Here is a 12,630-nt window from a genome sequence, read left to right as displayed (position 1 = left end):
AAAGAGACGGATATAGATATGACTCTTCTCAAACACGCAGCACGGACCTTCTTGCTGAGCGAATTTGTCAAAGCCATGTGGCTGACATTCCGCTATATGTTCCGCAAGAAAGCCACCATCAACTATCCTTACGAAAAAGGACCCTTGAGCCCGCGCTTCCGCGGCGAACATGCGCTCCGCCGTTATGAAAACGGTGAAGAACGCTGTATCGCCTGTAAGCTGTGCGAGGCCATCTGTCCGGCGCAGGCGATCGTGATCGAGGCGGCCGTCGCCGATGACGGCACGCGGCGCACGACCCGCTACGACATTGACATGACCAAATGTATCTACTGCGGTTATTGTCAGGAAGCCTGTCCGGTGGAAGCCATTGTTGAGGGGCCGAATTTCGAATTCGCCACAGAAACCCGTGAAGAGCTTTTCTACAATAAAGAAAAGCTGTTGAAGAACGGTGACATGTGGGAACAGGAAATTGCCACCAACATCAAACTTGACGCACCATACAGGTAGGATGAGATAATATGATTTTTACATTGTGCTTTTATCTATTCGCCACTGTCACGGTTTTTTCCGGGATGATGGTGGTATCAAGCCGCAACCCGGTGCATTCGGTGTTGTATCTGATTTTGGCTTTCTTTAACGCTGCCGGACTATTTGTTCTGTTGGGGGCGGAATTCGTCGCCATGATCCTGGTGATTGTGTATGTCGGTGCGGTCGCCGTATTGTTCCTGTTCGTAGTGATGATGCTCGATATTGATTACAGCGAACTGCGTAAAGGGTTTCAGAAATATCTGCCGATTGGCGGTCTGATCGGGGTGATCTTGCTGGCGGAACTGGCGCTGGTTGGTATGAGCTGGGGACTGGTGGACCATGTGGTCACTGACCCGGCGACAGCTATTCCTGCTTTGAACGAGATGTCCAATACAGAGGCGCTCGGCAGTTTGCTCTACACGAAATATATCTTCCTGTTTCAGATGGCCGGCATGATCCTGCTGGTGGCGATGATCGGCGCGATTGTGCTGACCCACCGCAAGCGTCCGGGCGTCAAGAAACAGAATATCAACAAGCAGGTCATGCGGCGTCGCGGTGATGCCTATGAAGTTGTTAAAGTTAAGCCTGGCCAAGGCGTTTAAGGCCCAAAGTTTAGGTAGGAAAAAGAAATGGAAATCGGACTTGCTCATTATCTGACCGTTGCGGCCATGTTGTTTACCATTGGCATCTTCGGCATCTTTCTCAACCGAAAGAATGTGATCATTATTTTGATGTCGGTGGAACTTATTCTGCTGGCGGTCAATATCAACTTTGTGGCCTTCTCGGCTTATCTGCAGGATATGGTGGGCCAGGTGTTCACGATGTTCATCCTGACCGTCGCCGCGGGGGAGGCCGCGATTGGCCTTGCTATTCTCGTGATCTATTTCCGCAACCGTGGCACCATCGCGGTTGAAGACATTAATCTGATGAAAGGATAAGAGTTTGATGTATCAGATAATTGTTTTCGGACCGCTTCTTGCTGCCATTATTGCGGGTCTGTTTGGTCGTAAGCTCGGGGACAAGGGGGCGCAAGCCATAACCTGCGGGGCGTTGATCCTGTCAGCGATCCTGTCATGGGTGGCGTTTTTCCAGATTGGACTTGGTCATACTGTTGAGCATGTCACCGTGATGAACTGGGTGACCTCCGGTGATTTGAGCTTTAACTGGGCGTTCAAGGTTGACACCCTGACGGCGGTGATGCTGGTGGTGGTCAATACGGTTTCCTGTCTTGTGCATATCTATTCCGTCGGCTATATGAGCCACGATCCGCACAAACCGCGTTTTATGGCGTATCTGAGCCTGTTCACCTTCGCCATGCTGATGCTGGTGACCGCAGATAACTTCGTTCAGATGTTCTTCGGATGGGAAGGCGTTGGACTTGCTTCATATTTGCTGATCGGTTTCTGGTACAAGAAGCCGTCCGCCTGTGCCGCCGCCATCAAGGCGTTCCTGGTTAACCGGGTGGGCGACTTTGGTTTCGCACTCGGTATTCTTCTGGTCTTTATGGCAACTGGGTCGGTTGACTTTGAAACCGTCTTTGCCAAGATCCCGGAATTGCAGGGGCAGCAAATTCACTTCCTGTGGATGGAACTCGACCTGATCACGACCATGTGTATCCTGCTGTTTATCGGCGCCATGGGGAAGTCGGCTCAGCTCGGCTTGCATACCTGGTTGCCGGACGCGATGGAAGGCCCGACCCCAGTGTCGGCGTTGATCCATGCCGCGACCATGGTGACGGCTGGTGTCTTTATGGTGGCGCGTTGTTCGCCAATTTTCGAATTTTCACCTGACGCGCTGGCGTTCGTGACACTGGTTGGCGCATCGACGGCTATCTTTGCGGCGACGATTGGCACGACCCAGAATGACATCAAACGCGTGATTGCCTATTCCACCTGCTCGCAGCTGGGGTATATGTTCTTTGCACTCGGGGTGTCGGCTTACGGGGCGGCGATCTTCCATCTCTTCACCCATGCTTTCTTTAAAGCCTTGTTGTTCTTAGGGTCCGGTTCAGTGATCCATGCCATGAGCGATGAGCAGGATATGCGCAAGATGGGTGGTCTGTGGAATAAAATTCCGATTACTTTTGCGATGATGACCATCGGAACGTTGGCCTTGACCGGATTTCCGTTTCTCGCTGGCTTCTATTCCAAGGATATGATCATCGAATCCGCCTTTGCCGCGAATAACCCGTGGTCGGATTATGCTTTCTTCATGGGGGTCTTCGCAGCTTTGCTGACGTCCTTCTATAGCTGGCGTCTGGTGTTTATGACCTTCTTTGGCAAATCCCGCGCGTCCCAGTCGGTTCAGGACCATGTGCATGAAAGCACCAACTGGATGCTGGTGCCGTTGTATGTTCTGGCGGCGGGCGCTCTGGCGGCCGGTTTTGTTTTCAAGGAAAACTTTGTTGGCCATCATTACGAGGACTTCTGGGGTCAGGCCCTGTTCCTGAAAGATGCTGCCGCAAATGTTATGGAAGCCGCGCATCATGTGCCGGGCTGGGTTGTCGCCGCACCATTCGTTGTTATGGTTCTGGGCTTCCTGGGGGCGATTTACGCTTACATCTGGAAACCGGAAACACCGGCGGCTTTTGCCGGCAGTTTCCGCTACCTCTATAACCTGTTTTACAACAAGTGGTATATTGACGAAATCTATGACTTCCTGTTTGTTGAACCGGCGAAAAAAATTGGTGTCTTCCTGTGGAAGAAGGGGGACGAGAATGTCATCGATCGCTTTGGGCCGGATGGGGCCGCGGCCAGTGTCATGACCCTGGCCCGACGGTTTAAAGCGTTGCAGAGCGGTTATGTGTATCACTATGCCTTCGCAATGTTAATGGGCGTTGCCGCCTTCGTGACCTGGTTTATTGGAGGGGCAAGCTAATGGAAAACTTCCCAATTCTTTCGATTATTACTTTCCTGCCGTTGCTGGGGGTGGTGTTCATTTTGCTGACCAAAGGCGAAAACGCCGAACGCAATGCGAAGAACGCGGCCTTGTGGGTAACGATATTCACCTTCATTGCCTCTCTGATCCTGTGGTTTACTTTTGACAAAACCACGGCTGATTTCCAGTTCGTCGAAAAAACGGCCTGGTTAGGCGATAACATCAACTATCATATGGGCGTTGACGGTATCTCGATCTTGTTCGTGATGCTGACCACCTTTATCATGCCGATTGTTATTTTGACTGGATGGGACGTGATCAAGGACCGGGTGAAGGAATATCTTATTGCCTTTCTGATCCTGGAAACATTGATGATCGGGGTGTTCTGTGCTCTTGATATCGTGCTGTTCTATATGTTCTTTGAAGGCGGCCTGATCCCGATGTTCCTGATCATCGGGATATGGGGTGGCAAGAACCGGGTGTACGCTTCTTACAAGCTGTTCCTCTATACTCTGCTTGGTTCGGTCTTCATGCTGCTGGCGATGCTGTATATGTATTTCCAGGCGGGGACTACGGATATACCTACGCTGATGGCTCACGGTTTTGATGTTAACGCCCAGACCTGGCTGTTTCTGGCTTTCTTCGCCTCTTTCGCGGTGAAGATGCCGATGTGGCCGGTGCATACCTGGCTGCCGGACGCCCACGTGCAGGCGCCAACGGCGGGTTCGGTCATTCTGGCGGGGATCTTGCTGAAAATGGGCGGCTACGGCTTTCTGAGGTTCTCCCTGCCGATGTTCCCGCATGCGTCTGTGGAACTGGCCTGGTTGATTTATACCCTGTCCGTGATCGCCATCATTTATACATCGCTGGTGGCCCTGATGCAGCAGGACATGAAAAAGCTGATTGCTTATTCCTCTGTCGCGCATATGGGTTTCGTCACGCTCGGCATATTCACCTTCAACTCTCAGGGGATTGAAGGCGCGATTATGGTCATGCTGGCCCATGGTTTTGTCGCCAGCGCCTTGTTCCTTTGTGTCGGCGTGATCTATGATCGCCTGCATACCCGGGAAATTTCCCGCTATGGCGGCCTGGTCAACATCATGCCGAAATACGCCCTGACGTTCATGTTCTTCACCATGGCTTCTGTCGGCCTGCCGGGCACCGGTAACTTCGTTGGCGAGATCCTGGTCCTGATCGGTCTGTTCAAGGTCAGTGTCTGGACAGCCTTCTTCGCGGCGACCGGTCTTATTCTTGGCGCGGCATATATGCTGTGGCTCTATCGCAAGGTGGTGTTTGGCGAGTTGGTCAAGGAAGACCTGAAAGCCATGATGGATATGGACAGAAGAGAGATTCTGATTTTTGCGCCTCTGGTGATCTTCACCTTGTGGATGGGGATTTATCCGGCAACCTTTATGGAATTCATGCATGTATCTGTTGAAAATCTTATCACTAATCATCAAGCAGCCCTGTCGGCGGTTGCTCAAACCGTTGCGCATTAGGGAGAATAGAAATGACTGAAACAATGCTTCCTGATCTTGTACCGGCTTACGGCGAACTGTTGATGGCGGTTGGCGCTATGGCGCTTTTGATGCTCGGGGTGTTCCGGGGCAACAGTTCCACGTCTCTGGTGTCGCTTTTGTCAGCAGGCCTGATGATTGTCACGCTGTTCATTACGGTAACCTGGAATGACACGGCCGTTTTCACTTTCGGTGATATGTTCGTTGCGGACCGCTTCACCTCTTTCATGAAACTTCTGGTGCTGGTGGCTTCGGCTCTGGCGGTGATCATGTCGCTACAGTATTTCAAGGACGAGCAGGAAGAACGTTTCGAGTATCCGGTTCTGATGGTTCTGGCGACCCTCGGCATGATGGTGATGGTATCCGCCAATGACCTGATGTCCCTGTATATGGGGCTGGAGCTGCAATCTTTGAGCCTCTATGTCCTGGCCTCTATTCGTCGAACAAGTGAACGGTCGACGGAAGCCGGTCTGAAGTATTTCGTTCTTGGCGCCTTGTCATCCGGTATGCTGCTGTTCGGCAGTTCTCTGGTGTATGGTTTCCTTGGCAGTACGAATTTCTCCGTTCTGGCGGAAACCTTGTCTCATGCCGGTGATCACGGGGCCAATATCGGCGCGATCGTCGGTATGGTGCTGATCCTGTCCGGTCTGGCATTCAAGATTTCTGCGGTTCCGTTTCATATGTGGACACCGGATGTATATGAAGGCGCGCCAACACCGGTGACAGCCTTCTTCGCGGTTGCCCCTAAAGTGGCGGCTCTGGCGCTTCTGGTGCGGGTGCTCTATGTGCCATTCGGTGATATGGCGTCTTCCTGGAGCCAGGTGATTATCTTTATGTCGCTGGCCTCGATGGTGCTGGGCTCCGTTGCGGCTGTGGTGCAGACCAACATCAAACGTCTGATGGCCTATAGTTCCATCGGTCATGTGGGGTTTGCGCTTGTTGGTCTTGCCGCCGGCAGTCAGGAAGGCTTGCGCGGTCTGGTGATTTACATGGCGATTTATCTGGTGATGAATGTCGGCACCTTTGCCTGTATTCTGTCCATGCGCCGCAAAAACGGTATGGTGGAGGATATCACCGACCTGTCCGGGCTGGTGAAAAGCCGTCCGGCGATGGCCGCGGGTCTCGGGATCATGATGTTGTCTTTGGCGGGGATTCCCCCTCTGGCAGGCTTCCTGGGCAAGTGGTATGTCTTCAAAGCAGTTGTTGCGACGGCGGTTGCCGATCCGATGGCGACAAATTACAGCTTGATTATTCTGGCGGTTATCGGTGTGATCGCCAGCGTGATCGGGGCCTATTATTACCTGAGGGTGGTGAAGGTTATGTTTTTTGATGCGCCGGCCGATGAATTTGTGCCGCAGAAATCAAAAAATATCTCGACGATCATGGCCTTGTCGGCGACTTTGCTGATCCTGTTTCTGTTGCCTCAGGTCAACGGCCCTGTTCTGGAGTATGCCAGAATGGCGGCTGCGGCCCTGATTTCCTAATTCATGGCGTTTGAGAAAAACTTTCCGATGCCCGAAGGTTTCGACCTTCGGGCATTTGACGTTCTGGACAGCACCAATCTTGAGTGTGTGCGATGCGCTGAGGCGGGACATGCGGGAAATCTATGGGTGGTGAGCGAACGGCAAACGGCGGGCAAGGGGCGACGGGGCCGCACCTGGATATCGGAAAGCGGCAACCTGTTCACATCACTTCTCTACAGGATTGACTGTGACCTTGCAACGGCTTCTCAGCTGTCCTTTGTCGCGGCGTTGGCGGTTCGGGATGCGATGGCGGATATTCTTCAGTCCGTTGATCAGGTCACCTGCAAATGGCCAAATGATGTTCTGGTGGGGGGGCGTAAAATCTCCGGAATTCTTCTGGAAACGACCGGGCAGGGCGGGAATGCGCCGTCCCATGTGGTGATCGGCATCGGGGTCAATATCAGGCATTGCCCGACAGAAGTGTTGTATCCCACGACTTGTCTTGAACAGGAAGGCGCTGTTGATGAAACGCCAGCGCGGGTGATGGCGCGCCTGGCGCCGTCGATGGACCATTGGCTGTGCCAGTGGAAAAAACACGGCTTTGCCCCGATCCGCAAGGCATGGAAAGCAGTTGCCCAGGGCATCGGACAGGAAATTACTGTCCGCTTGCCAAATGAAGCGCTTCAGGGGCGCTTTGTCGATCTTGATGAAACAGGTGCACTTATTCTTGAAGTCGCAGGCGAAAGGCGACATATTACAGCGGGAGACGTTTTCTTTAACTGATTCCATGAATTGTGCTAACCCTAAGGACTGATTATGCTTCTTGCGATAGATGCGGGGAATACCAATATCGTTTTTGCGCTGCATGACGGGAATGAGTTGCGTCATAAATGGCGAATTTCAAGTTCGTCGAGCCGGACGGCCGATGAATATATGGTCTGGTTGACCCAACTGATGAAACTTGAGAATATTTCCCCGGATGGAATCAGTGGGGCGATCATCGCCACCGTGGTGCCCCAGGCCCTGTTTCCCCTGCAATTGCTATGTCGGCGGTATTTCAACTGCACGGCGTTGGTGGTGGGCGAAGACAATGTTGATCTGGGGATAAAAATCAAGCTCGACAACCCGAAAGAGGTGGGCGCCGACCGGCTGGTCAATGGCGTTGCCGCCCATATCAAATACGGCGGGCCGATGATCATTATTGATTTTGGCACAGCGACCACCTTTGATGTGATTGACGAGGATGGCGACTATTGCGGGGGCATCATTTCACCCGGGGTTAACCTGTCGGTGGAAGCCCTGCATATGGCGGCAGCGAAATTGCCACGGGTAGCGGTCGAAAAGCCGGAAAAGGTGATCGGTACCGGGACGGTTACGGCGATCCAGTCGGGCATTTTCTGGGGCTATGTCGGTCTGGTGGAAGGGGTTGTGCGCCGGATCAAGGCGGAATTTGCCGAAACCCACAAGGGCGCAGAGATGAAAGTCCTGGCCACAGGCGGTCTCGCACCGTTGTTCTTCGATGAAATTCCCGATATGGAAGCCGTTGACCAAGAACTGACCACGTATGGTCTTTCAGAAATTTACACCCGAAACAGTTAGACGGAACATATAACCTTTATGGCCAAATCAAACAGTAAAGATGCCCTGTACTTCCTGCCGCTTGGCGGTTCCGGGGAGATCGGCATGAACCTCAATCTGTATCAGACCGAGGGGAAATGGCTGATGGTGGACTGCGGCATTTCATTTGCCGATACATACTTGCCGGGTATTGACCTGATCATGCCCAACACCAGCTTTATCGAAGAACGCCGGGACAAGCTGGCGGGATTGATCATTACCCATGCCCACGAAGATCATGTGGGCGCTTTGGCGCATTTGTGGGAACGGTTCCGTTGTCCTGTATATGCCACGCCTTTCACCATGATTCTGATCCGCCTAAAGCTGACCGAAGCCGGGCTGCTTGATCAGGTGCCGTTGATCGAGGTTCCGCTGGAGGGTAGTGTCGAGGTCGGGCCTTTCACGGTTGATTTCCTGTCGCTGACGCATTCGATACCGGAGCCCAATGCAGTCGTGATTAAAACCAAGCTGGGCTCTGTTTTTCACACGGGGGACTGGAAACTGGACCCTAATCCGTTGCTGGGTAATAAGACCAACGAAGCTAAAATCCGTAAAGCCGGTGATAACGGTGTTCTGGCGCTGGTGTGTGATTCGACCAACGTATTTAACGTCGAGCCTTCCGGGTCCGAGAAAAAGGTGCGGCAGACGATCACGGAACTTCTGGCAACGAAGAAGGGTAAGGTTTTTTGCGCCACCTTTTCGTCCAATGTCGCACGGGTCGATACGCTGGCGCAGGCCGCGCGGGACAATGGCCGCGACGTCTGTCTGGTCGGGCGGTCCCTGAAACGCAATGTGGCGGCGGCGCGGGAAGCTGGCTATTTGAAAGATTTCCCCAATATCGTTGATGAGAGTGACGCCGGGTATCTGCCCAATGACCGGGTGCTGTATATCTGCACCGGCTGTCAGGGAGAGGCGCGCGCCGCCCTGATGCGCATCACCCAGGGCAATAACCGGGATGTGACCATCAGCGGGGGCGACACGGTGATTTTCTCTTCCAAGATCATTCCGGGGAACGAGACGTTGATTGGTCGTCTGCATAATGCATTGATCGGCATGGGGGCCGAGGTGATTACGGAAAAAGACGCTTTCGTGCATGTGTCGGGTCATCCGGGGCAAAAGGAATTGGCCCAGATGTATGAATGGACAAGGCCCGAAATTCTGGTGCCGGTGCATGGCGAGCTGCGTCATATGCAACGACAGGCTGAATTTGGTCGGGCACAGGGTATTGGCAAAACCATCGTTCCGTCAAACGGCACCCTGATCAGGCTGGCGCCGGGCCCGGTTGAAATTGTAGAGCGGTTTCATGTCGGCCGACTGGCCCTGGATGGGCATTTTCTGATTCCAGATGAGGATGACGCCATCGTTACCCGCCGCCGTATCCTGTATAATGGGGCGCTGGTGGTGTCGCTGGTGGTCGATGACGCGGGGGATGTCCTGAGCCCGCCACAGGTGAGCAACCTTGGCAATCCCGCGGCCGGACAGGAACCTTTTGACGAGGTTATCCGCGACGCGGCTCTTGCCGCGATAGGGGGCTTGACCCGGAAACAGCGAATGAACGATACCAAAATCTCAGAAGCCGTGCGCGTTGCAGCCCGCAAGGCGGCGAAATATTATACCAACAAGGAAACCGGGCCCGTGACATCGGTGAATGTCACCCGGATATAACCTGCAAATAACAAGGGACTAAATGATGATTGGAAAACTGAACCATGTGGCCATTGCGGTCAATGATCTGGATGCGGCGGTCGCACTTTATCGCGATACCTTGGGCGCGACTGTTTCGGAAGCCGTAGAGCAACCGGATCATGGTGTGATTACTGTTTTTGTCGAACTGCCTAATACCAAGATCGAATTGCTTTATCCATTGGGGGATAATTCTCCGATTCAGGGGTTCCTTAACAAGAATGCATCCGGGGGCATTCATCATCTTTGTTATGAGGTAGAGGATATCCATGCAGCGAAAGACAAGCTTGTCGCTGATGGCATGCGCATTCTTGGTTCCGGTGAACCCCGGATTGGGGCTCATGGCAAACCGATCCTGTTTTTGCACCCGAAAGATTTTTGCGGTACACTGGTTGAACTGGAAGAGGTATAGACAATGACATTAGCAAATCATCTGGTGGTGTTTCTGGTGGTCTGGTGGCTGGTTCTCTTCATGGTTTTGCCGTGGGGCGTTAAAGGACATCATGAAAGCGGTGACGAATTTGAGGCCGGGATTGAGCCGGGATCACCTGTGAAGCCCCAAATTGGCAAGAAAATGCTGATCACTACGGGAATCACCATTGTTCTGTGGGGCGCGTTCTGGGCTGCCATGGAATTTGGCTTGATCACCATCGTGTAAAAAACAGCTATAGGCCTAAGGCTTTCGTCCCTGACCATGATCAGGGGGGAAAGCCATGCGGTCTGTTACTATTGTGCAGGATTTCAGGCATAAAAAAAGCAAGACCCGCAAGTCTTGCATTTTTTATTATTTGGTGCTTATTATTTTATTTTTTAATAAATAGTCTTTCGCTGATTTTATGATTAACTTCTTTGAGTTTATATCTTTTTCTTATTCAGCGTGGTGCAGAGTTTCCCTCCCAGACTTGGGCCTCACGTTCGAAAGTGACAATAGTCGAGCGATTAGCCTCTGTCATCAACAATATTTGCAATTTAAGCAATTTGTCGGGGATTGTTGTAAAAATAACACATGTAGGGCGAGGTGGAAAAAGCGTAATGTTTATAGGGGGTAGAAGGAGCAGGGAAATGTGGCGATGTATTTTTGCAACAATAATTATTAACAAAAGTTTAATATTTTCAAGCATTTCGGCAGAAGTAACGCTGAAAATAGAACCGAAAGATTGTCGTCTGCTAACGGCTCATAAGCCTGATGCCGATGTGGCATACAGGCCGGGGGTAGATGTGGCGGGGAAAGCGGTTGCTCCGGCGGATTTGCCGGCATCTTCCTCTTCCGCGCTGGCCAGATATCTGGAAGACAGTATTTCTTTTCAAGTGATTCTTGATGATCATAACCTGACATTGCGCCCCCCGCAGGGGGATGGTGCAGCCAATGCCGGCCTGACGGGAGAAATGATTCTGGGGATTATCACGGTGAAAGACGGGCGGGCGATGCTGGACGGTGTACCGCTGGATGACGGTTCTACCGAAAGGTTGATCGCCTTTTGCCGGACACAGGGTCAGGGCGAAAAGTAAGAGATCATCACCGGGGCTGTTAAAAGAGAGGGGCATAGCACAAAAAACTGTTCATCAGAGGCGTGGGCGGTTATAAAAATGAGAACTTAAAAAACAAGACTGTCCCTATATTACACAAGGTCCCCGTTATGCGTCTTTCATCCTGCTTTATGCCGACTCTCAAGGAAAACCCTGCCGAGGCCCAGATTACGTCTCACCGCCTGATGTTACGGGCCGGGCTGATCCGCCAGACCAGCGCCGGAATTTATATCTGGTTGCCGCTGGGGCTGCGTGTCTTGCGCAAGATTGAACAGATTGTCCGGGAAGAGCAGGACCGGGCCGGGGCCCAGGAAATCCTGATGCCAACGATTCAACCGGCGGAGTTATGGCAGGAAAGCGGCCGTTATGACGCGTATGGCAAGGAAATGCTGCGCATCACCGACCGCCATGACCGGGAAATGCTTTATGGGCCGACCAATGAGGAAATGGTCACGGACCTGTTCCGCAATAACGTCAAGACCTACAAAGACCTGCCAAAGATGCTGTATCATATTCAGTGGAAGTTCCGTGACGAGATCCGTCCCCGGTTCGGCATCATGCGCGGCCGTGAATTCCTGATGAAAGACAATTACAGCTTTGACATTGATACAGATGCGGCGCGGATTACCTATAACAAAATGTATGTGGCTTATCTGCGTACTTTTGCGCGGCTTGGCATGGTGGCTATCCCGGTGCGGGCTGACGCGGGGGCCATTGGAGGTGATCTTAGCCATGAGTTCCAGATTCTGGCCGAAACCGGTGAAAGTACGTTGCATTACGACAAGGCAATCGAGGATTTCAATCTGGCCAGTCTGGCCGGGGACATTGATCCTGAAACGGTAGAGAAACTGCAAAGCCTCTATGCCATGGAAGAAGAAAAGCATGATCCGGACAATTGCCCGGTTCCCGCGGCTGACCTGCGCACCGCAAAAGGCGTTGAAGTCGGCCATATTTTCTTCTTCGGCACCAAATATTCCGAGGCCATGAACGCCAAGGTCGCGGGCCCTGACGGCAACCTCGTGCCGGTGGAAATGGGATCTTACGGTATCGGCGTGTCGCGTCTGGTGGGCGCCCTGATCGAAGCCAATCACGATGATAACGGCATCATCTGGCCGGAAGCGGTTGCCCCTTACAAAGTGGGACTGATCAATCTGCGGACTAAAGACGACGAATGCACAGCGGCCTGCGACGATATCTATCGTCAACTTGGTGATGCGGGTGTCGAGGTGCTCTATGATGATCGTGACATGGGCGCGGGCGGCAAGTTTGCCGACATGGATTTAGCGGGTATGCCCTGGCAGTTGATTATCGGTCCCCGTGGTTTGAAGAATGGCGTGGTTGAAGTGAAAAATCGCGCAACCGGAGAGCGGGAAGAACTGTCGCTGGAAGACGCACTGAAAAAAGTATCTTAAAAAGTT

At 52.6% G+C, this 12,630-nt stretch carries 13 protein-coding genes; all 13 read left to right on the top strand.

All coding sequences use genetic code 11. The features are described from left to right. The first annotated feature begins 18 nt into the window (after positions 1-18). The 13 genes from nuoI to proS all read left to right on the top strand — a co-directional run bounded on the left by nuoI (position 19) and on the right by proS (position 12,624). Positions 19-507 carry an NADH-quinone oxidoreductase subunit NuoI gene (gene nuoI, locus FIV45_RS10905; protein ID WP_099472209.1) on the top strand — a complete coding sequence of 163 codons (489 nt, stop codon included), beginning with the start codon at positions 19-21 and terminating at the stop codon, positions 505-507. Between the two features lie 11 nt (positions 508-518). Next, complete coding sequence (locus tag FIV45_RS10900) at positions 519-1,130, top strand: NADH-quinone oxidoreductase subunit J (protein ID WP_099472210.1); 612 nt, start codon at positions 519-521, stop codon at positions 1,128-1,130. A 27-nt stretch (positions 1,131-1,157) separates the two neighbouring features. Further along, positions 1,158-1,466, top strand: a complete 309-nt coding sequence (gene nuoK / locus FIV45_RS10895; RefSeq protein WP_099472211.1) for an NADH-quinone oxidoreductase subunit NuoK — start codon at positions 1,158-1,160, stop codon at positions 1,464-1,466. A gap of 7 nt (positions 1,467-1,473) precedes the next feature. After that, the gene (gene nuoL / locus FIV45_RS10890; protein ID WP_099472212.1) at positions 1,474-3,405 is read left to right on the top strand and encodes an NADH-quinone oxidoreductase subunit L; all 1,932 of its coding nucleotides are present in this window, start codon (positions 1,474-1,476) and stop codon (positions 3,403-3,405) included. Continuing rightward, the gene (locus FIV45_RS10885; protein WP_099472213.1) at positions 3,405-4,904 is read left to right on the top strand and encodes an NADH-quinone oxidoreductase subunit M; all 1,500 of its coding nucleotides are present in this window, start codon (positions 3,405-3,407) and stop codon (positions 4,902-4,904) included. The genes nuoL and FIV45_RS10885 overlap by 1 nt, the downstream gene beginning before the upstream one ends. Positions 4,905-4,915: 11 nt before the next feature. Then, positions 4,916-6,406, top strand: a complete 1,491-nt coding sequence (gene nuoN, locus FIV45_RS10880) for an NADH-quinone oxidoreductase subunit NuoN (RefSeq protein WP_099472214.1) — start codon at positions 4,916-4,918, stop codon at positions 6,404-6,406. A 3-nt stretch (positions 6,407-6,409) separates the two neighbouring features. Next, positions 6,410-7,168 (top strand): biotin--[acetyl-CoA-carboxylase] ligase, encoded by a 759-nt coding sequence (locus FIV45_RS10875; RefSeq protein ID WP_204602137.1) that lies wholly within the window; start codon positions 6,410-6,412, stop codon positions 7,166-7,168. Positions 7,169-7,201: 33 nt separating this feature from the next. Beyond that, complete coding sequence (locus FIV45_RS10870; RefSeq protein WP_099472215.1) at positions 7,202-7,984, top strand: type III pantothenate kinase; 783 nt, start codon at positions 7,202-7,204, stop codon at positions 7,982-7,984. Positions 7,985-8,002: 18 nt separating this feature from the next. After that, positions 8,003-9,667 carry a ribonuclease J gene (locus FIV45_RS10865; RefSeq protein WP_099472216.1) on the top strand — a complete coding sequence of 555 codons (1,665 nt, stop codon included), beginning with the start codon at positions 8,003-8,005 and terminating at the stop codon, positions 9,665-9,667. A gap of 25 nt (positions 9,668-9,692) precedes the next feature. Further along, on the top strand, positions 9,693-10,097 hold the full coding sequence (mce, locus tag FIV45_RS10860; protein WP_099472217.1) for a methylmalonyl-CoA epimerase: 405 nt from the start codon (positions 9,693-9,695) through the stop codon (positions 10,095-10,097). 3 nt (positions 10,098-10,100) lie between these two features. Further along, on the top strand, positions 10,101-10,343 hold the full coding sequence (locus FIV45_RS10855) for a DUF1467 family protein (protein WP_099472218.1): 243 nt from the start codon (positions 10,101-10,103) through the stop codon (positions 10,341-10,343). A gap of 404 nt (positions 10,344-10,747) precedes the next feature. After that, complete coding sequence (locus FIV45_RS10850) at positions 10,748-11,194, top strand: hypothetical protein (RefSeq protein ID WP_099472219.1); 447 nt, start codon at positions 10,748-10,750, stop codon at positions 11,192-11,194. Positions 11,195-11,322: 128 nt separating this feature from the next. Continuing rightward, a complete protein-coding gene (gene proS, locus FIV45_RS10845) occupies positions 11,323-12,624 on the top strand; it encodes a proline--tRNA ligase (RefSeq protein WP_099472220.1) in 1,302 nt (433 codons plus the stop codon). Positions 12,625-12,630: the final 6 nt, after the last annotated feature.

It is taken from the genome of Paremcibacter congregatus (assembly GCF_006385135.1).
Lineage (GTDB): Bacteria > Pseudomonadota > Alphaproteobacteria > Sphingomonadales > Emcibacteraceae > Paremcibacter > Paremcibacter congregatus.
Note: the sequence above shows the minus strand (reverse complement) of the source record. Positions and strands in the feature narration are given on the sequence as shown.

Coding starts and splice junctions, on each gene's coding strand:
- nuoI (WP_099472209.1), top strand. CDS start 19: ATGACTCTTCTCAAACACGCAGCACGGACCTTCTTGCTGAGCGAATTT.
- FIV45_RS10900 (WP_099472210.1), top strand. CDS start 519: ATGATTTTTACATTGTGCTTTTATCTATTCGCCACTGTCACGGTTTTT.
- nuoK (WP_099472211.1), top strand. CDS start 1,158: ATGGAAATCGGACTTGCTCATTATCTGACCGTTGCGGCCATGTTGTTT.
- nuoL (WP_099472212.1), top strand. CDS start 1,474: ATGTATCAGATAATTGTTTTCGGACCGCTTCTTGCTGCCATTATTGCG.
- FIV45_RS10885 (WP_099472213.1), top strand. CDS start 3,405: ATGGAAAACTTCCCAATTCTTTCGATTATTACTTTCCTGCCGTTGCTG.
- nuoN (WP_099472214.1), top strand. CDS start 4,916: ATGACTGAAACAATGCTTCCTGATCTTGTACCGGCTTACGGCGAACTG.
- FIV45_RS10875 (WP_204602137.1), top strand. CDS start 6,410: ATGGCGTTTGAGAAAAACTTTCCGATGCCCGAAGGTTTCGACCTTCGG.
- FIV45_RS10870 (WP_099472215.1), top strand. CDS start 7,202: ATGCTTCTTGCGATAGATGCGGGGAATACCAATATCGTTTTTGCGCTG.
- FIV45_RS10865 (WP_099472216.1), top strand. CDS start 8,003: ATGGCCAAATCAAACAGTAAAGATGCCCTGTACTTCCTGCCGCTTGGC.
- mce (WP_099472217.1), top strand. CDS start 9,693: ATGATTGGAAAACTGAACCATGTGGCCATTGCGGTCAATGATCTGGAT.
- FIV45_RS10855 (WP_099472218.1), top strand. CDS start 10,101: ATGACATTAGCAAATCATCTGGTGGTGTTTCTGGTGGTCTGGTGGCTG.
- FIV45_RS10850 (WP_099472219.1), top strand. CDS start 10,748: ATGTGGCGATGTATTTTTGCAACAATAATTATTAACAAAAGTTTAATA.
- proS (WP_099472220.1), top strand. CDS start 11,323: ATGCGTCTTTCATCCTGCTTTATGCCGACTCTCAAGGAAAACCCTGCC.